This is a genomic window from Lacinutrix gracilariae (assembly GCF_042684485.1).
GTDB classification, from domain to species: domain Bacteria; phylum Bacteroidota; class Bacteroidia; order Flavobacteriales; family Flavobacteriaceae; genus Oceanihabitans; species Oceanihabitans gracilariae.
Genome location: NZ_JBHULM010000011.1, coordinates 431989 through 452105, shown reverse-complemented (window position 1 = coordinate 452105; position 20117 = coordinate 431989). Strand labels below are relative to the sequence as shown.

The window sequence follows — 20117 nt, the reverse complement described above, 5'->3', positions numbered from 1 at the left end:
GCATTTAAGCTAAAGCTATTTCTTCGTTAACTTTAAGTTGAAAACGTTTTCTAAAAAGATACACACCTAAATATAAAAAAGGCGTATCAAAAAAAGCGATAAGTACTTTAAAAATAAATCCTGCTAGTAGTAATCCTGCAAATTTATCCCAAGCAATTATGCCAAATGAACACAGTAACATTAAAATGGTAAAGGTGTCTACAAATTGTGATAAAAAAGTAGAAAAATTATTACGCAACCATAAATGTTTTCCTTTGGTTAACCGTTTCCAGAAATGGTAAATTTGTATGTCTATAAATTGCGCAAAAAGATATGCCATCATGCTAGCAAAAACAGCAATAGCTGTGCTTCCGAAAACAGTTGTAAATAGTTTGTCATCTACAGGAGACCAACTTGTAGCAGGAACAATGTTAGAAACATAAACAATTAGCATAGAAAAAAACGATGCAAAAATACCAGCAATTACTACTTGGTTTGCACGCTTTTTACCATAAATCTCGCTTATTAAATCGGTTATTAAAAAAGTAATAGGATAGGGTAAAATACCAACAGAAATTTCAAAAAGTTTCACACCAAAAATTTCAATATTAAAAGGATACCAGTAAAAAAACTTCTGAAAAATTAAATTAGAAACCACTAGTGAGGTGATAAATAAAGCGCCTAGTAATAGGTAAATGCGTTGTGCTGCAAGAGTGTCTTTTAATGTCATAATAATTTCTGCTATGGCAGTAATGCGGTTTTTAATTTTTTAATAGTTTGCTAGTTTAATCTTGTGTGCTGTATAGCATTTGTTTAGCGTGATTTGGTGAAACAAATTTTTAGCCTAAAAACGTTAGCGGTTAAATTGTGAATAAATAGCTAAGATAAATATAAAGCATTAAAAATTGTTTTAGTTATTTTGCTGTTACTTATGAGCCAACCCAAAAAAGCATATATATCACTAGGAAGCAATAAAGGCGATAAATTTAAAAATTTGCAAAACGCTATAGATTGTATTCATCAACAAGTTGGTAATATAAAAATAATATCTAAAGTATATAAAACACCTGCTTTTGGTTTTGAAGGCGAAGCGTTTTTAAATACCTGTTTAATTTTAGAAACCGATTTAAAACCAAACAAGCTATTAAGGTTACTTTTAGATATTGAAAAACAATTAGGAAGAGTAAGAACAAACGCTCCAGGTTATCAAGCGCGAATTATAGATTTAGATATTGTGTTTTATGGCGAGGAGATTATAGATGCTAAAACGTTACAAGTTCCGCATCCAGAAATGCAAAAACGCAAGTTTGTATTACAGCCTTTGTTTGATATAGCTTCTAAAGTAAAGCATCCTGTTTTAAACAAGGATATTGGTGAGTTGTTAGCAGCATGTACAGATACAAGTGTTTTAGAACCTGTAAATATTTGGCTCAAAAATCCGAGTAAACAGTATGATTTTTCTAAGTATAATTTTATAGCAATTGAAGGGAATATTGGAGCAGGAAAAACAAGTTTAAGCAATAAAATGGCACTTGATTTTAATGCGAAGCTTATTTTAGAACGTTTTGCTGATAATCCGTTTTTACCAAAATTCTATAAAGAGCCTAAGCGTTATGCGTTTACTTTAGAAATGTCTTTTTTAGCAGATAGATACCAACAAATTAGTGATGATTTATCGCAATTAGATTTATTTAAAGATTTTATAGTTAGTGATTATGATGTGTTTAAATCGCTAATATTCTCAAAAATCACCTTGCCAGAAGACGAGTTTAAATTGTATAGAAAGCTTTTTTACCAAGTATATAAAGACATAGCAAAACCAGATTTGTATGTGTATTTATATCAAAATACTGAAAGACTTCAGGCAAATATTAAAAAAAGAGGTAGAAATTACGAGAAGGATATTGAAAACGATTATCTAGAAAAAATTAATACAGGTTATTTAGAGTTCTTAAAAGAACAAACCGAATTAAATGTGAAAATTATTGATATTTCTGAAAAGGACTTTGTGAAAAACAGAGCAGACTATTTATGGTTGTTAGATAGAATTTGTGAATAGGAACATTTATTTTTTGTAAATTTCTATATATTTAGATGTATGAAGCAAAACAAATGTATACTATTTTATTTTTTCCTATTCATTACTATTACTACAATAGCGCAAAATAAATCATTTGATTCTATTGTTTCTGCACTACAAAAAGAACATCTTTTCTTTGAGAAAACTTTTATACATACCAACAAATCAAAATACGATAAAGAAGATACGGTTTGGTTTAAAGCGTATGTGTCATCCAGTGATAATAAACCATCGTTAAAAACCACACTGCTTTATGTTAGTCTGTTTTCTGCAAAGGGAGATTTAATTGAAACTCAAAATATATTTATACATGAAGGAATAGGTGTAGGACAGTTTGCGCTTCATGATGGGTTAGATTCTGGAGATTATTATATTCAAGCGCGTACTAATTTCATGAAAAATTTTGGAGATGAAAATGCATTTGTTTCTAAAATAAGTATTGGTAATATTGTTAAAAAAAATATTGGTAAAAGTGAAATCTTATATGATGTACAGCTCTTTCCAGAAGGTGGATATTTACTAGAAAATGCGGCTAATGTTATAGCAATTAAAGCATTGTTGAATGGTAAGAGTTATGCTTTTCAAGCAAAAATTATAGATTCAAAAAATAATGAGATTGTATATTTTAATAATCCATACAAAGGAATGAGCAAATGCGAATTTTATTATAAAGAATCTGAAAAATACCAAGCTATAATTAATATTAACGATACTATTTTAAAAATAGACGTTCCTTTGCCTAAAAGCAAAGGAGTAACTTTAAAGATAAAGGAAAATTCTAGTTTTTTAGATTTAGAAATGCAAACCAATCAACAAACTTTACAAAATCTAAATGATGCTTATTTTGTGCTTTTTCATCAAAACAATAAAATAGTTAATTATGCAGATATTGTACTTAAAGATACTTCTAAAATAGTATTAAAAATAGATAAAAAAGATTTCTATAATGGTGTAAATACAGTAACCATATTTAAAAATAACACACCTATTTTAGAAAGGAAATTTTTTGTCTATAAAGATGTAGAAAAAATAGATGTAAATATTGAAAAGCTAACGAAAGAAAAGGATTCTGTGGTTTTTAAGTTGAATACATTAGCTAGTGATGGTGCAGCAAATTTAAGTGCTTCAGTGCTCTCTAATAGTGAGCAATTAGATGTAAACACAAATATTGAAGCGGCTTTTTTATTAACACCTTACTTAAAAGGTTATATAGAAAAACCTTCTTATTATTTCAATGATAAAAATAAAGATAGGTTTATTCATTTAGATTTGCTTCTGCTAACTCAAGGTTGGACGCAGTATGCTACTTCTGAGTTTATAAATAATTTAAACCCTAAATATAAATACGATTTTGAAATTGGATATAAATTATCTGGTTTTTCTAGACCTTTAGGTTCTAATAATCTAGCCCTAATTAACAATGAAAATAAAATAATTGATAAAATATTTCTAAACAACAAACTTGATTTCGAGTTTAAAAACTTGTTAATTCATAAAGGGGATTCTGTAAAGTTATCTTTTGTGAAGCCTAATAAAGCATTAGCAAAACCAGAAAACATGTATTTTGATTCCATTATAAATAATAAAGAAGTATTAAAAGCTAATGTATTTACATCAAATTATTCTATTCCTTTTATAATAAATGAAAATATAAATGAAGTCGATTTTGCTTTTTATGATAATAACGTAACAGAGTTAGACCAAGTTAATGTATCTGGTAAGATTAAAAGTGAAGCGTATCATAAAAAGAAAAAGCTTGTAGATAAATATTGGAAAACCACATTTGATATAGGAAAATATATGCCTTTACCAGTAAGAGATAGTTATAAAAATGAATATTTGCTAACTTATTTAGAAAAAGAGGAAGGTGTTCGATTAGTGAATTGGAAAGGTTTAGAATGGTATTTAGCAGTTGGTGTTACAGGAGAAGCTGTTCTGTTTATTGATGGTAAGAAATTAGATTCTGGTGATTTAAATAGTCTAAGGTTAGAAATGAAAGATGTAGAGGCTGTTATGATGCAACCAATTAAAATGAATAGAAAATACCAGATTTTTACAACAGAAAATTATAAAAAAGGTATAGAAGAATTATATGTGAATTATGTTTTTGAATACGGTTTTAATGCACCAAAAAAATATTATACACCCATTTATGATTTTAACTCAAAAAACAAATCACAAGAAATAGATTGGAAACCAATACTTAAAACCAATACTATTGGTGAAGTAAGCTTTAAGGTTAAAAATAGTTTTTCAGGATATGTTTTTTATATTCAGGGGTTTACTAGAAATGGAAAGCTTATTAACCAAATCATTATTGTAGAATAGTACTTTTTATTTTACTAAATACATCCCAAACTACAACACCACAACTTACTGAAATGTTTAAAGAATGTTTGGTGCCAAATTGAGGTATTTCAATAACTACGTCACTTGCGCTAACTACATCTTGTGCCACACCTTTTACTTCGTTACCAAAAACTAGAGCGTATTTAGTATCTGCTTTAGGAGCAAAATCATTTAACATGGTTGCGTTTTCTGCTTGCTCAATGGCACAAATTTTTACACCTTGGCTTTTTAAATCTTCAATAACATCTAAAGTGTTTTCGGCATACTGCCAAGCAACAGTGTCTGTGCTTCCTAGAGCTGTTTTGTGTATGTCTTTATGTGGTGGAGTAGCAGTAATTCCGCAGAGATAAATTTTTTCAACTAAAAAAGCATCACTAGTTCTAAAAACAGAACCTATATTGTTTAGGCTTCTAATATTATCTAAAACTATAATAATAGGTGTTTTGGTCGAGTTTTTAAAATCTTCAACACTTAGTCTGTCTAGTTCGCTATTTCTTAGTTTTCTCATACTGCAAATATTCAAAAAAAAACTTCCTTTAAAAAAAGGAAGTTTTATAATTATTTAAAAAAAAAATTAAATATCTTTTTCTTCTGTTGGTTTAGGTTTCACTGTCCCTTTAATACGTATTACTTTTTTAGGAGCATTAATGGCATTAGAAGTTAAGGTAATGCTTTTAGAAAAAGAACCCGTTCTGTTTGTTGCATAACGCACACCAATAACAGCAGATTCTCCAGGAGCAATTGCTTCTTTTGGCCAAGTAGGTACTGTACAACCGCAAGATCCTTTAGCGTTTGTTATAACCAAAGGCGTGTTCCCTGTGTTTGTAAAAGTAAATTCTCTATTTCCGTCCGAATTGTTTTCAATAGTTCCGTAGTCTATAGTTTCTGTTTCAAACTCAATTTTTGCTCCGTTTTCAGTCGCTACAGTTTCTGCTTCGGTTGTCTTTGTGTCGTTTTGTGCTACACCAACAGCAGTCATGGCGAACATAGCAAAACTTAATAAAATTGCTTTTTTCATATATAAATGGTTTTGATTTTGAAAATAAGAGTATAAATTTACTAAAACAGAAGGTCTTTACTGTTACAATTTAATTTTTAACATTATTTTATCACAACTATTTATTTAACTAAATTCGCATGATATTCAATTTTAATAAATAAAAGCACTTTCCATTGGCAAAAAAAGCAAAAAAAGTAACACCTTTAATGAAACAATACAATGCGATAAAAGCAAAATATCCAGATGCTTTGTTGTTATTTCGCGTTGGAGATTTTTATGAAACTTTTGGTGAAGATGCTATTAAAACTGCAGGAATCTTAGGTATTATATTAACCAAAAGAGGAGCAGGAAGCGAGAGTGAAATTGAACTTGCAGGTTTTCCGCATCACTCTCTAAATACCTATTTACCAAAACTGGTAAAAGCAGGAGAACGCGTTGCTATTTGTGATCAGTTAGAAGATCCTAAACAAACTAAAACTATTGTAAAGCGAGGTGTTACCGAATTAGTAACGCCTGGAGTTGCTCTTAATGATGAGGTTTTAGTTTCTAAATCGAATAATTTTTTATGTTCGGTTTACTTTGAAAAAAATAAAATAGGAATTTCTTTTTTAGATGTGTCTACTGGAGAATTTTTAACCTCACAAGGAAATGCCGAGTATATAGATAAATTATTGCAAAATTTTAGTCCGAGTGAAGTCTTGGTTTCTAAACAAAAACGTAGCCTTTTTAAAGAAACGTTTGGTGAAGATTTTCATACTTTTTATTTAGAAGATTGGGTATATCAAACCGATTACGCCAATGAAACACTAATTAAGCATTTTGATACCAAGACGCTTAAAGGTTTTGGTATTGCAGATTTGCATGAAGGTATTATAGCATCAGGGTCTATTTTACATTATTTAGGCGAAACGCAGCATAATAAATTGCAGCATATAACTTCTATTTCTAGAATAGCAGAAGATGATTATGTTTGGATGGATAGATTTACTATTAGAAATCTAGAGCTCTACAGTTCTACCAACAATAATGCAGTTACCCTTTTGCATGTAATAGATAAAACCATCTCTCCAATGGGAGGACGTTTGTTAAAAAGATGGTTGGCGCTGCCTTTAAAAAATGTGGAGAAAATTAAACAACGTCATGAGGTGGTTGATTTCTTTACTAAAGACAATACTACGCTTCAAAAAATACAAAACCATATAAAGCATATAGGAGATATTGAACGTTTAATCTCTAAAGTAGCTACTGCAAAGGTGAATCCTAGAGAGGTTATTCAGCTTAAAAATTCATTAGATGCAATTATACCAATAAAGCAATTATCGTCTCATTGCGATAATGAATCCCTTAAAATAATAGGCGATAAATTACAAAGCTGTGATTTGCTAAGAGAGAAGATTAAAACCATGCTTAATGAAGATGCTCCTGTAAATGTTTTAAAAGGAAGCACGATTGCTATGGGCTTTTCAAAAGAGTTAGATGAGCTTCGTGCCTTATCTACTTCAGGTAAAGATTATTTAGATAATATGCTAAAGCGTGAGAGTGAACGTACAGGAATCACCTCGCTTAAAATAGCATCTAATAATGTGTTTGGGTATTATATTGAAGTAAGAAATACGCATAAAGATAAGGTTCCAGAAGAATGGATACGCAAGCAAACCTTAGTGAATGCTGAGCGTTATATTACCGAAGAACTTAAAGAATACGAAAGCAAAATTTTAGGAGCCGAAGAAAAAATTCTAGCAATAGAACAGCAATTATTTGCAGAGTTAGTTGCTTGGATGAATCAATACATAAAACCAGTACAGCAAAACGCGTATTTAATTGGTCAGTTAGATTGCTTAGCAGGTTTTGCTCAATTGGCTAAAGACAATAAGTACGTTTACCCAATTATAGATGATACGCATGATTTAGAAATTAAAGAAGGACGTCACCCAGTAATTGAAAAACAATTGCCAATAGGTGAGCCTTATATAGCTAATGATGTGTTTTTAGATAGAGATACACAGCAAATTATCATGATTACGGGTCCTAATATGTCTGGTAAATCCGCTATTTTACGTCAAACAGCTTTAATTGTATTGTTAGCACAAATGGGAAGTTTTGTGCCAGCAAAAGCAGCAAGAATTGGTTTGGTAGATAAAATATTTACTAGAGTAGGAGCGAGTGATAATATTTCTATGGGAGAATCTACTTTTATGGTAGAAATGAATGAAACCGCTTCTATATTAAATAATATAAGTAATAGAAGCTTAGTTTTATTAGATGAAATAGGAAGAGGAACAAGTACTTATGATGGTATTTCTATAGCTTGGGCAATAAGTGAGTACTTACATGAGCATCCTACAAAACCTAAAACCCTTTTTGCTACCCATTACCATGAGTTAAATGAAATGACCGAAACATTTACTAGAATTAAAAATTACAATGTTTCTGTAAAAGAATTAAAAAACAATGTTTTGTTTATAAGAAAGCTGGTTGCAGGAGGAAGTGAGCATAGTTTTGGTATTCATGTTGCAAAAATGGCAGGAATGCCTAAGCAGGTTTTACATAGAGCGAATAAAATATTAAAGAAATTAGAAAGGTCACATTCTAGTGAAGAGCTTACAGATAAAGTAAAATCAATAAAAGATGAAATGCAGTTAAGTTTTTTCAATTTAGATGATCCTTTACTAGAAGAAATTAAAGAGGAAATATTACATACTGATATTGATACACTTACACCTGTAGAGGCCTTGATGAAACTCAATGAAATTAAGCGAATGTTGGTGAAGAAAAAGCCTGTTTGAAAAAAAAAATAATATTTTTTCAAAAAAAGCTTTGTAGTTCTAAGATTTGTTTTAAATTTGCACTCGCAATAGCAATATAGCACGTTCATACAAAAGACTGCGAAAGTAGCTCAGGGGTAGAGCATCACCTTGCCAAGGTGGGGGTCGCGGGTTCAAATCCCGTCTTTCGCTCTGAGACTTTCTTAAAATATACCAAGCGATTTTTATATAAATCGTAAACTGCTGAAGTGGTGGAATTGGTAGACACGTTGGACTTAAAATCCAATGTCCATTAGGACGTACGGGTTCAAGTCCCGTCTTCAGTACAAAAGCCTTACAGAAATGTAAGGCTTTTTTGTTTTTAATAAATAAGGAAAATCATCTGCTAGTTTTAAGATTGTTTGTTAATTTATCCTTTTCCCTAAATCATAATGTAGTTTAAGTTTAAATAGGAGTTTAAAAGCTTGCATTTAATAGCTGCTTTAGGTTTCTCTTTTTTTATCGGAATAACTATTACTGTTTGTTTCTTTATATATGCTTAAATAAGGCGTAGAATGATATAAGAGAGTAGTGAGGAGGCTTGGTGTTTTATAAGTGTTGTAAATGTGAAGAGAATGGATGTGATCTAGGAAAAGCACTTGTGAAAAAATCAATAAATAAAATAGATATAGGTCTTCTAAAAGCTAGGTTTTTGATTAAGGTCTTTATTCTGTAACTATCAAGCATAAAAAAAGCCTTCATAAACATGAAGGCTTTTTTTTTAAAGTAAGATAACTACTAATTAGTTGTTAACTTTTAATTCTTTTGCTTTGTTAGAAACGGCATCAGCAGCTTTGTCTACAGCATCAGTAGCTGCATCTTTAGCATCGTTAGCAGCGTCTTTTGCAGCATCTTTAGCATCGCTAGCAGCTTCTCCAGCAGCATCAACTGCATCTTCTACAGCTTTTTCAGCAGTATCTACAGCGTTTCCTGCAGCATCAACAGCAGATTCAGTAGCAGCTTCAACAGCTTCTCCTGCCTCTTTAGCAGCTTCTTCAGTTGCTTCAGCAGCATTGTTTACAGCTTCTCCTGTTGCTTCAGTTGCATTTTCTACAGCTTCACCAGCAGCATCTGTTTTTTCTTTTACTTCTCTACATGATGTAAATGATGCACTTAATGTTAATAATAAGGCAGCGCTAAATAATAATTTTTTCATTAGTAATAGTTTTAGTGTTAATTTTCTTATTTACGAAAATAACAACTTCTTGTTAAAATTCATACAAGTTTTGTTAACAATTTTAACATAATTGCTGTTTTAGTAAATTAATTAGTCTATTTACGTATGTAATTGATGATTTGGATGACAGCTTCCTTGTTTTTTTTGATATAATTAAAGTTTTGAGCTCCCATTTTTTCTCTTTTTGCTTGATTATTAGCTAATTCGTCTAAAAATAAGGCTAGTTCTTTTTTGTTTTTTACAGAGAGCATTCCGTTTTCTGCTATTAAAGCATAAGCTTCAGGGAATTTTTTATAGTTTTTTCCTATTATTATTGGTATACCAAACACGGCAGGTTCTAAGGTGTTGTGTAAACCTGTTTTTCCCATGGCACCTCCAACGTATGCAATATCTGCATAACTGTATGCTTTGGTTAATAACCCAATAGTATCCATGATAAATACAGAAAAAACAGATAGGTCTTTATTTTCTTTTTTAGAAAATGTTACAAAAGGAACTTGTAGTTGATTACAAAATTTATCTATTTGAGAAGCTTTAATATTATGAGGAGCAATGATGAATTTTAATTTAGTAGAGGCATTACTGTTTATATAATCTATTAAAATGTTTTCATCTTCAGGCCAAGTGCTTCCAGCAATAATACATAGGCTATCTTGTTTAAATTCTTCAATAAAATCTAAGGTGTTATCTTGTTCTAATTGACTATAAACACGATCAAAACGCGTGTCTCCAGAAACAGTTACATTGGTGTAGTTTATTTTGTTTAAAAGCTTTTTTGAAGCTTCGTTTTGAACAAAAATATGATTAAAAGCAAATAAGGCATTGCGTTGTTCTTTACCGTAAAATTTAAAAAATGAATGGTTGGGTCTAAATAAAGCAGAAATTAAAATGGCTTTTAGGTTTCTTTTTTTTAGTTCTTTTAAAAGATTAGGCCAAATATCATATTTCACAAAAACGGTAAGTTCTGGATGAACTAGATCTATAAATTTTTTGGCATTTTTTTTAGAATCTAATGGAAGGTAGATTACAAGATCTGCAACATCTGTGTTTTTTCTTATTTCATAGCCAGAAGGCGAAAAGAAGCTTAAAACAATTTTATGATTGGGATATAGTTTTCGTATGTTTTTAAAAACAGGTAGACCTTGTTCGTATTCTCCTAAAGAAGCACAATGAAACCAAATGCATTTATCTGTTTTTAAAATGTTATTTTTTAGTACAATAAATGTTTGCTTTCTTCCGTCAACCCCTTTTTTTATTTTGGTGTTAAATAACGAAACTCCTTTTAAAATAAAAGAAGTTAAAGCTATAAGTATGTTATAAATGAAACCCAATATTTTTTCTTTATTGCTAAAATACATTTCTTTTAAATGATATGCATATCTAGTATTTAATTAATTATTTATTATTCATTAATCTTCATTGCTAAACGTTATGGTTTTTTGTAAATTCGTGATGTAAAAATGAGCCTATTATAAGCATAAGGTTTCAAAAATTAAGAAAGTGAAAAAAATTCAAATGGTTGATCTTAAGGGTCAATACGCAGGTATTAAAGATGTTGTAAATCCAACTATTCAAGAAATAATAGATAATGCTTCTTTTATTAATGGACCAAAAGTTCATGAATTTCAGAAAAATTTAGAAACATATTTAGGAGTTAAACATGTAATACCTTGTGCTAATGGTACAGATGCATTACAAATAGCAATGATGGGTTTAGGTTTAAAGCCAGGAGATGAGGTTATTACTTCAGATTTTACATTTGCAGCAACCGTTGAGGTAATTGCGTTATTGCAATTAACTCCAGTTTTGGTAGATGTAAATCCAGATGATTTTAACATTAGTGTTGATGCTATTAAAAAAGCAATAACACCAAAAACAAAAGCAATTGTTCCTGTACATTTATTTGGACAATGTGCTAATATGGAAGAAATCATGAAAATTGCTGAAGCACATAATCTATATGTTATAGAAGATAATGCACAAGCAATTGGAGCAACGTATACCTATGCTAATGGAGACAAGGCAAAATCTGGAACCATTGGTCATGTAGCGTCTACTTCTTTTTTTCCATCTAAAAACTTAGGATGTTATGGAGATGGAGGAGCAATTTTTACAAATGATGATGCCTTAGCTCATACTATTAGAGGAATTGTAAATCATGGTATGTATGAACGTTATCATCATGATGTTGTAGGTGTAAACTCTAGATTAGATTCTATACAAGCAGCAGTATTAAATGCAAAATTACCATTTTTAGATACGTATAATAAAGCAAGACAATCTGCAGCAAGAAAATATAACAAGGCTTTAGAAGCAATACCAAATATAACAACACCACAGGTGTCTAAAAACTGTACTTCCATTTGTGAAGATTGTGATTGTCACGTTTTTCATCAATATACTTTAAAGCTAAATAATGTAGATAGAGACGGTTTAGTAAAGTACTTAAATAGCCATGATATTCCTTGTGGTGTGTATTATCCAATTCCGTTACACAATCAAAAAGCATATAAAGATACGAGGTATAACGAAGCAGATTTTACGGTTACTAACCAATTAGTAAAAGAGGTAATTTCTTTACCAATGCATACCGAGTTAGAAGATGAACAAATAGAGTTTATCACCAATAAAATTAAAGAATTTATAGCAAATAATTAGGGCGTTACCACAAGGGTCAGGCTGTACGCTAAAATCTTTTTTTGCCATATATGCAAGCAAAAAAAGGATACCGCTACCATCCTTAACGCAAATAGAGGCCAATGAAAATATTAGTAACAGGAGGTTTAGGTTTTATAGGATCTCATACAGTTGTAGAACTTCAAAAAGAAGGATACCAAGTTGTAATAATAGATAATCTTTCTAATTCTTCTATAGAGGTTTTAGACGGAATTGTTGCAATTACAGGAATAAAACCAATATTTGAGCAATTAGATTTAAAAGATAAATTAAAAGTACAAGCATTTTTTAAAGCACATCAAGATATTGAAGGTGTTATACATTTTGCAGCATCTAAAGCAGTAGGAGAGAGTGTGAAAAAACCTTTAATGTATTATGAAAATAATATTAATACATTGGTTTATGTACTTCAAGAATTAGAAAAATTGAAAGTAGCTAATTTTATATTTAGTTCTTCATGTACTGTTTATGGTCAAGCAGAAAAAATGCCTATAACCGAAAGTTCCCCAATACAGGTTGCAGAATCTCCTTACGGAAATACAAAACAAATTGGCGAAGAAATAATACAAGATGCTTGTAAAGTAAATAGTAATATACAGGCTATTTCTTTGCGTTATTTTAACCCTATAGGAGCGCATGAAAGTATTCATATTGGAGAGCTACCTAAAGGAGTGCCGCAAAATTTAATACCATATATTACGCAAACAGCAATAGGTTTAAGAGAAGAATTATCTGTTTTTGGTAGTGATTATCCTACACCTGATGGTACTTGTATAAGAGATTATATTCATGTTGTAGATTTAGCAAAAGCACACGTAGCAGCAGTAAAACAGTTGATAGAGAAAAAGAATGAAACAAACTATCAAACTTTTAATCTAGGAACAGGTATTGGTAGCTCTGTTTTGGAGGTAATTAAATCTTTTGAGCGTGTTTCTGGACAAAAGCTAAATTATAAAATGGTAGATAGAAGAGAAGGAGATATTACTTCTGCTTATGCAGATACTAAAAAGGCAAATGCCACTTTAGGTTGGAAAACCGAACTGTCTTTAGATGATGCAATGCTTTCTGCATGGAAATGGCAACAAAGCTTAAAAGCGGATTAGTAAATATTAAATTATAAATACTTTCTCTTATAAATTTTGTAATATTTCTCTTATATGATTAAAGTATCTGTATTAATATCTTGATTAACAATAATTTAATGTTATCTATTCGTGATTGGTTAATATTATTGCGTTCTTTGTAAAGAATGAAAATGATAAAACAATGAAATTGATTACAGTAAAACGTCAGACAAGACAAGAAAACAGATTCGCTCCTAAAATGGGACGTGTAAATGCCAAAGTAACGTATATTAAAAAGCAACTGCTAGGTATTCCTATAAAAACGCTACACAAATACAGAGAAACCTATTACGGAAAAGTAAAAGACTGTGAAGATTGTGTCTTAAGTAGATAAAAAAAAAGCCTCGAATTATTTCGAGGCTTTTTTTTTAAGATTAATTTTTTATGCTTCTTTCTTTTTAAAATTACCAAGAATCAGTAATCCTAAACCTAGCATAACAGACATATCTGCAACGTTAAAAATTCCGGTTCTAAAAACACCGCCAAGATCTATATGAAACATATCGGTTACAGAACCATACATAAATCTATCGTATATATTTGCTATTCCTCCACCTAAAATACAACAGAAACCTATTAAAGAAAAGGTGTCTAGATTTTTGTTTTTAAAAATTAAATACAAAACATAGGCCATAACAGAAACAGGAATAATCAGTAAAAAAATAGCACGCATTGTAGGGTTTAAATCGCTTCCCATACCTAAAAATGCACCTGAATTTTCTACATTATGCAAGGTGAAAAAATCACCAATAATTTCAGTTTTACTTCCTCTTGTAACGTTTTCTCGTGTCCAAATTTTAGAAAGCTGATCAATTACAATATTAAAAACAATTAAAAATGTAATAAATAAAGAACGTTTCATTATGCTTTAGTTTCTATAGATGCAGCAGCAGTTTGTGCTTCTCTATTAATTTTTTTAACTAAGCCTTGTAATACTTTTCCAGGACCAACTTCTGTAAATAAAGTAGCGCCATCCGTTATCATTTGTTGTACAGATTGTGTCCAACGTACAGGAGCTGTTAGTTGTGAAATTAAATTTGTTTTTATTTCGGTTTCGTTTATAACTGCACTTGCAGTAACATTTTGATAAATTGGGCAATTAGGTTTGCTAAATGTAGTGTTTTCAATTGCTGCAGCTAATTCTTCTCTAGCAGGTTCCATCATTGGTGAATGAAAAGCGCCTCCAACAGGAAGCACTAAAGCACGTCTTGCTCCTGCTTCTTTCATTGCTTCACAAGCACGATTAATAGCTTCAATTTCTCCAGAAATAACTAGTTGTCCTGGACAGTTATAATTTGCTGCAACTACAATACCTTCGGTTTTAGTACAAATATCTTCTACTAGTTTATCTTCTAAGCCTAAAACAGCAGCCATAGTACTAGGTTGTAACTCGCAGGCTTTTTGCATTGCTATAGCACGTTTTGATACTAAGCGTAAACCGTCTTCAAAAGTTAAAGCGCCATTTGCAACTAAGGCAGAAAATTCACCAAGAGAATGACCAGCAACCATATCTGGTTTAAAATTTTCTCCTAGAGTTTTAGCTAAAATTACAGAATGTAAAAATATAGCAGGTTGTGTTACTTTGGTTTCTTTTAGTGCTTCAGCAGTACCTTCAAACATGGTGTCTGTAATGTTGAATCCTAATATTGCATTAGCATCTTCAAATAAATGTTGTGCTTCTGGTGAGTTTTCGTAAAGGTCTAAACCCATTCCTGAAAATTGTGCTCCTTGACCTGGAAATATATATGCGTTCATTGATATCTAAATTTAAGATGCAAAAATAGTAATAATTTATTAAAGCTACTTGCATATATATTCACTGCTTTAATTTGTGTTTTTAATATAGAAAAAAAGGATGCTTTACTAAAGCATCCTTCAAGTTTACCTTTTATTTCCTACAATAAAAAGTACCCCTAATTATTTTATATATTTTTTGAAACACATAATATTTATTTACAATGGTCTCTTAGATTTAGTGATGTAGATAATTTAGTACTAATACTGCTTTTTGTTCCTATGGAATTAACACCAATTTTATACTGTAATGCTAGAAAATTACTATACATGCCAATTAGTAATTAACGATGGGTTTATTATTTCTAGAAGTGTAATTACGGTTGTAATCATCTGTACTTCTAGTGTCTACTGAGCTATTTAAGTTGATATCGAAAAGCAACATGATTTGTGCTGTTACAAGTGCTATTGCAAACACTATTAATACAATAAACAAGAAGTTGTTTTTTTTCACAAGTAAGTAGGTCAATATTTAAAACAATATTAACGCAATAATGCAAGATGTAAAAAAAAATGTCGTGAAGTGATGAGTTTTGTACGTAGAAAGTAAAGTTACAAATACGCTTAAACGGAGTTTTTAAACAGAACACCGTTAAATAATATGCGTTTTTAGACGTTAAAGCTGATTGTAGGCGTTTTTAAAATCTTGTTTATATGTGTTTGATATAGGTATTTCTAGGTTGTTTATGTGTATGATAGATCCTTTTACACTGTCAATATTATCTAATTTAACAGCGTATGATCTGTGTACACGACAAATTCCTTTCTGCTCATTTTGTTGAAGAAAGCTATTTATAGTGTCTCTTTTTAAGTACTTTTTTGTTTTGGTATGTATTTCTATATATTTATCTGAAGACATTATAAAAAGTAAATCACTATCTTTTACTTTATGTATTTCATGACCTATTTTAATATTAAAATAGCTGTTGTTTTTATGATGTCTTTGAAGTACTATATTTAAAGTAGAAAATATGGTAGCCTCATTAAAAGGTTTTAGTAAATAACTATCTGGAGTTAGTTTAGATGCTTCATTAACGGTAGATTCATCAGCAAAAGAGGTTAAGAATATAAATGGAATATTTACATTGTCTTTGATGTATTTGGCAATTTCAAATCCTTGATTTCTGCCATGCATATTTATATCTAATATTGCAATGTCTGGAGGATTTGTTTTTAAAGAGTGTATGGCGCTTTCTGCATTGAAAGCTATATCTGAAACCTGATAACCCAAATCTTCTAATATGCTATTAAGTTGTTCTGAGATGAATACATCATCATCAACAATTAAGACTTTTGATTTTGTTTTATCTGGCATGAAATGTTATGTTTATAGTAAATCCGTTGGTATTACTAATTTGTGTTTTACCAAGTAATTGTCTTGTTGATAGCGAATAGATTAACTTCATACCAAAAGATTTGGTTGTTGTTATATCAAAATTTTCAGGTAAACCTTTACCATTATCAGAATAACTAAATTGAATTTCGTTATTTGTTTTTATAATACTAATGTCTACTTTTTTAGTGTCTGTTTTATTCCAAGCATATTTTATACTATTCGCAATCAATTCGTGTAAAATAAAACCTAATGCTTGTGTTTGTTCTACATCTAACCACAGTTCTTCACCATGCACAGTAAAACAATCTTCTGGTGCTTTAATGGGTTGCAATAAAAGAGTAACAATGTCATTAAAATATTCTAAAACATCAATTTGTTGATAGTTTCCTTTTTGATACATTTTTTGATGTACCAATTGCATAGCGTCTATTCTTTTTTTGCTATCTATTAATGCTTCTTTGGCAATTTTATCTTCGGTGTTTTTAGATTTTAAATATAATAAGGAAGATACTACTTGCATATTGTTTTTAACACGATGATGTACTTCTTTTAATAAAATTTCTTTATCGTTTAAAGCTACTCTAATAGCTTTGTTTTTTTTAGAAAGTACCGCAGCAATTTTCTTTTTTTGATTATAAAAATAAGCAATACATAGCACTACTGCTAAAAGAATTATTATACTGAAAATTGCGGTATAATTTCTTAGTTTATTACGTTCTTCTTTTTTGTCATATTCATATTGAAGTAGCTTGATTTCGTTTGCTTTATTAATACTATCTGTTAACGATTTCTTTTTGTAAACATCCTGCATTTCAAGACGGATAATTTGTTTTATACCATCTTCATTTCTTATTTGATTGCTATAGGTGTTATATTCTTTATGGTATTTAATAGCATTTAATAAATCTCCACTTTCTTCATAGGCCATTGCTAAACTATAACTTGCTAACTTTAGCGTGTTAATGTGGTTTGTGTTTTTAGCAAGTTCATAGGCTTTTTTGTAGTATGTATGGCTTTCTTTTTTTCTGTTTAATTTGTGGTATATTTTAGCAGTAATGATATAGGCATTATCTAAATTGTCTTTTATTTTTAAAGTTTCAAATTGATGTAGAGCCAGCGTAATATGCTCTAAGGCTTTATCTGTTTTGTTTAGTTGTAGTAGTACGTTTGCTAAATTAGCTCTTGTTTTTGCCTCTAATGTATAGGCTTTACTAGTGGTGGCAACATGTAAAGCTTGGTTGTGAAAATCTAGTGCCTTGTCTAGACTGTTAAGCTCTAGGTGTAATATACCTAATTTGTTTAAAGAATTTATTAATCTGTTATTGTTATTAAGGCGTTTAGCATAGTCTACTGCTGTGGTATAGTTTTTTTTTGCAGTTTCATATTCTTTAATAGTAATGTTTACATCACCAAGACTTTCATAGATAGAAGATTTAAATCCTGCAAAATGATGTGCTACACAAAAGTTTAGTGCCTTTTCAAAAGTTTCTATACTAAGTTTATACTTTCCTTGCGCTTCATATATTTCACCAATATTAATTTTTGCTCTTGCATATTCTACATAAATATTATGTTTTTCAGCATATTCAAGGGCTTTAAAATGATACTCTAAAGCAGTATTCGTATTTCCTAAGTTGTTATTTAGGTTTCCTAAGTCTCCGTAAATTTCAGCAATACCTGTATAATATTCATTTTTAAGAGATACCTCTAAACCTTCTTGTAAGGTTTTGTTAGCTTCATCAAATTGACCTAACATCATTTGTGAATGTCCTAAAAAATGGTACGCTTTAGAAATATTATCATGCTGTGTTGTTGTTTTGGCTAAGGCTAAATATTCTGAACTATTTTTTAAACCTTGGTTAAAATCTAAATACACTGTTTTCCAGCAACAATAACGGTATGCATCTAGTCTTACATTTATAGGTCTCGTTTTTTGTGTGGCTATTTGGTAAGCAGAGTCTATAGCGCGTTGTTTTTTACTACTAACTTGGCTAAACCCATGTATAGTAAAAAATAGCGCTATTAAAATATATGCGTACCTCATGTATTATAGCTATGGTAAGTGAAATGGTTTAAATAAAAACATATAGATATTGTTTAATTAAAGGTTACTAGTAGCGGCTTCTGCACAGCGTTCACCATCCATGGCAGCACTAACAATTCCGCCAGCATAACCACCTCCTTCACCACAAGGAAAAAGGCCAGTAATTTCAGGGTGTTCTAAATTTTCTTTTCGTGGAATATTTACAGGAGATGAGGTTCTGGATTCTACACCAATAATATTGGCTTCGGCAGTATAAAAGCCTTTCATTTTAGTACCAAAAGCTTTAAAACCTTTACGTAATCTGCTTCCTATTAATTTTGGAAACAAAGAGTGTAGAGGAGCAGCATTTAATCCTGGTTGGTATGAAGTAGGATTTAAACTAGAAGATAAATTACCTTCTACAAAATCGGTTAATCGTTGTGCAGGAGCTGTTTGGCTTCTTCCTCCAGCAGTAAAGGCTAGTTTTTCAAAATCCTTTTGATATTCTAATCCTTTTAAGACTCCAAATCTTTCATATTTAGGTAAATCTTTATCCACATTAATTTCTACTACAATACCAGAATTTGCAAATTCGTTATTTCTTTTAGAAGGCGACATACCATTAACTACAACTTCACCATTTGCAGTAGCGGCAGGAACAATAAATCCGCCAGGACACATACAGAAAGAATATACACCTCTATTATTTACTTGATGCACCAAACTGTAGGCAGCAGCAGGAAGTAACTCGTTTCTATTACCATCACAATGGTATTGAATAGCATCTATAATATGTTGTGGATGCTCTACACGAACTCCCATAGCAAAAGATTTTGCTTGTAAGGCAATTTCTTTTTTATGTAATAAATAATAAATATCTCGAGCGGAATGACCTGTAGCCAAAATAACTCTATTTGCTGTTAGTTCTTTACCATTTTGAAGCTGAATACCTTGAATGGCATTGTTTTTTATAATAAAATCGGTGACACGAGATTCAAAATGAATTTCGCCACCATATTTTAAAATGGTTTCTCTAATATTTGATACCACTTTTGGTAATTTATTGGTACCAATATGCGGATGCGCATCTACCAGAATTTGATCTGTTGCACCATGAAAAACAAGGTTTTCAAAAATACGTCTTACATCACCACGTTTTAAACTTCTTGTATATAGTTTTCCGTCACTATAGGTTCCTGCACCACCTTCACCAAAGCAGTAATTAGAATCTTCATTTACAAAATGATCTTGGTTTATAGCTTTTAAATCTCTACGTCTGTCTTGCACGTTTTTTCCGCGTTCTAAAACAATGGGTTTAAAACCAAGTTCTATACAACGCAATGCAGCATACATTCCTGCAGGACCAAAACCTATAATATGAACAGGTTTTGCTTTGGATACGTCTTTATATTCAAAAACATATTCTGAAGTTTCAGGAACAGGCTCATTTATATAAACAGCAACTTTATAATTAAAGAATATTTTTGGTTTACGCGCATCAATAGATTTACGCAATACTTTAATGCCTGAAATATCTTCGCGAGAAATAGCTAGTTTTTCGGAAGCTTTTATTAGAAGAATATTTGTTATTTCTTCTTCTTTAAGTGAAACGCGTAATTGAAGGTCTTTAATCATGTTGCGAATTTAAGGAAAATTGCAATAGCGAATTAAAGATTTTTTGTTTTACACTTGTTACAGTGCCTACAGAAAATAGGTTTGTTTAAAAGCGAAGTGATTTTTTTGTAAGAAGAATACGCTTTTTTATATTTCTATTG

At 30.6% G+C, this 20117-nt stretch carries 16 protein-coding genes and 2 tRNA genes; 8 read left to right on the top strand and 10 right to left on the bottom strand.

What is annotated here, in order from left to right:
• Nucleotides 1–4 precede the first annotated feature (4 nt).
• Nucleotides 5–709 carry a queuosine precursor transporter gene (locus tag ACFSSB_RS09150; RefSeq protein WP_379903416.1) on the bottom strand — a complete coding sequence of 235 codons (705 nt, stop codon included), beginning with the start codon at nucleotides 707–709 and terminating at the stop codon, nucleotides 5–7.
• Between the two features lie 201 nt (nucleotides 710–910).
• On the opposite strand from ACFSSB_RS09150, the gene folK reads away from it, so the two are divergent.
• Nucleotides 911–2038, top strand: coding sequence for a 2-amino-4-hydroxy-6-hydroxymethyldihydropteridine diphosphokinase (gene folK / locus ACFSSB_RS09145; protein ID WP_379903414.1), 1128 nt, complete (start codon nucleotides 911–913; stop codon nucleotides 2036–2038).
• 39 nt (nucleotides 2039–2077) lie between these two features.
• Nucleotides 2078–4387: a hypothetical protein gene (locus ACFSSB_RS09140; protein WP_379903412.1), complete on the top strand. Its 2310-nt coding sequence runs from the start codon at nucleotides 2078–2080 to the stop codon at nucleotides 4385–4387.
• On the opposite strand, the gene ACFSSB_RS09135 is transcribed toward ACFSSB_RS09140, so the two are convergent.
• The gene (locus tag ACFSSB_RS09135; RefSeq protein ID WP_379903410.1) at nucleotides 4374–4916 is read right to left on the bottom strand and encodes an RNA methyltransferase; all 543 of its coding nucleotides are present in this window, start codon (nucleotides 4914–4916) and stop codon (nucleotides 4374–4376) included. The genes ACFSSB_RS09140 and ACFSSB_RS09135 overlap by 14 nt on opposite strands.
• A 66-nt stretch (nucleotides 4917–4982) precedes the next feature.
• The gene (locus ACFSSB_RS09130; RefSeq protein WP_379903408.1) at nucleotides 4983–5426 is read right to left on the bottom strand and encodes a DUF1573 domain-containing protein; all 444 of its coding nucleotides are present in this window, start codon (nucleotides 5424–5426) and stop codon (nucleotides 4983–4985) included.
• A 155-nt stretch (nucleotides 5427–5581) separates the two neighbouring features.
• Here ACFSSB_RS09130 and mutS point away from each other — a divergent pair, with 155 nt between their 5' ends.
• The 3 genes from mutS to ACFSSB_RS09115 all read left to right on the top strand — a co-directional run bounded on the left by mutS (nucleotide 5582) and on the right by ACFSSB_RS09115 (nucleotide 8499).
• Nucleotides 5582–8194: a DNA mismatch repair protein MutS gene (gene mutS, locus ACFSSB_RS09125; RefSeq protein ID WP_379903406.1), complete on the top strand. Its 2613-nt coding sequence runs from the start codon at nucleotides 5582–5584 to the stop codon at nucleotides 8192–8194.
• Nucleotides 8195–8293: 99 nt separating this feature from the next.
• Nucleotides 8294–8365, top strand: a tRNA-Gly gene (locus tag ACFSSB_RS09120).
• 50 nt (nucleotides 8366–8415) lie between these two features.
• Nucleotides 8416–8499 (top strand) — tRNA-Leu (locus ACFSSB_RS09115).
• Between the two features lie 455 nt (nucleotides 8500–8954).
• Here ACFSSB_RS09115 and ACFSSB_RS09110 read toward each other — a convergent pair.
• Complete coding sequence (locus tag ACFSSB_RS09110) at nucleotides 8955–9368, bottom strand: hypothetical protein (protein WP_379903404.1); 414 nt, start codon at nucleotides 9366–9368, stop codon at nucleotides 8955–8957.
• A 116-nt stretch (nucleotides 9369–9484) separates the two neighbouring features.
• Complete coding sequence (locus tag ACFSSB_RS09105; RefSeq protein ID WP_379903402.1) at nucleotides 9485–10747, bottom strand: 3-deoxy-D-manno-octulosonic acid transferase; 1263 nt, start codon at nucleotides 10745–10747, stop codon at nucleotides 9485–9487.
• Nucleotides 10748–10904: 157 nt separating this feature from the next.
• Here ACFSSB_RS09105 and ACFSSB_RS09100 point away from each other — a divergent pair, with 157 nt between their 5' ends.
• The 3 genes from ACFSSB_RS09100 to ACFSSB_RS09090 all read left to right on the top strand — a co-directional run bounded on the left by ACFSSB_RS09100 (nucleotide 10905) and on the right by ACFSSB_RS09090 (nucleotide 13523).
• Nucleotides 10905–12047, top strand: coding sequence for a DegT/DnrJ/EryC1/StrS family aminotransferase (locus tag ACFSSB_RS09100; protein WP_379903400.1), 1143 nt, complete (start codon nucleotides 10905–10907; stop codon nucleotides 12045–12047).
• A gap of 101 nt (nucleotides 12048–12148) precedes the next feature.
• Nucleotides 12149–13168: a UDP-glucose 4-epimerase GalE gene (gene galE, locus ACFSSB_RS09095; RefSeq protein ID WP_379903398.1), complete on the top strand. Its 1020-nt coding sequence runs from the start codon at nucleotides 12149–12151 to the stop codon at nucleotides 13166–13168.
• A gap of 163 nt (nucleotides 13169–13331) precedes the next feature.
• Nucleotides 13332–13523, top strand: coding sequence for a hypothetical protein (locus ACFSSB_RS09090; RefSeq protein WP_379903396.1), 192 nt, complete (start codon nucleotides 13332–13334; stop codon nucleotides 13521–13523).
• A 48-nt stretch (nucleotides 13524–13571) separates the two neighbouring features.
• On the opposite strand, the gene lspA is transcribed toward ACFSSB_RS09090, so the two are convergent.
• The 5 genes from lspA to ACFSSB_RS09065 form a co-directional block, all read right to left on the bottom strand.
• Nucleotides 13572–14051 (bottom strand): signal peptidase II, encoded by a 480-nt coding sequence (gene lspA, locus ACFSSB_RS09085; RefSeq protein ID WP_379903394.1) that lies wholly within the window; start codon nucleotides 14049–14051, stop codon nucleotides 13572–13574.
• Nucleotides 14051–14944, bottom strand: a complete 894-nt coding sequence (fabD, locus tag ACFSSB_RS09080) for an ACP S-malonyltransferase (RefSeq protein ID WP_379903392.1) — start codon at nucleotides 14942–14944, stop codon at nucleotides 14051–14053. Before fabD ends, lspA begins: the two co-directional genes overlap by 1 nt.
• Before the next feature lie 655 nt (nucleotides 14945–15599).
• On the bottom strand, nucleotides 15600–16298 hold the full coding sequence (locus tag ACFSSB_RS09075) for a LytR/AlgR family response regulator transcription factor (RefSeq protein ID WP_379903390.1): 699 nt from the start codon (nucleotides 16296–16298) through the stop codon (nucleotides 15600–15602).
• Nucleotides 16288–18363, bottom strand: a complete 2076-nt coding sequence (locus ACFSSB_RS09070; RefSeq protein ID WP_379903388.1) for a tetratricopeptide repeat protein — start codon at nucleotides 18361–18363, stop codon at nucleotides 16288–16290. The genes ACFSSB_RS09075 and ACFSSB_RS09070 overlap by 11 nt, the downstream gene beginning before the upstream one ends.
• Nucleotides 18364–18420: 57 nt before the next feature.
• Nucleotides 18421–19977 (bottom strand): NAD(P)/FAD-dependent oxidoreductase, encoded by a 1557-nt coding sequence (locus ACFSSB_RS09065; RefSeq protein WP_379903386.1) that lies wholly within the window; start codon nucleotides 19975–19977, stop codon nucleotides 18421–18423.
• Nucleotides 19978–20117 lie beyond the last annotated feature (140 nt).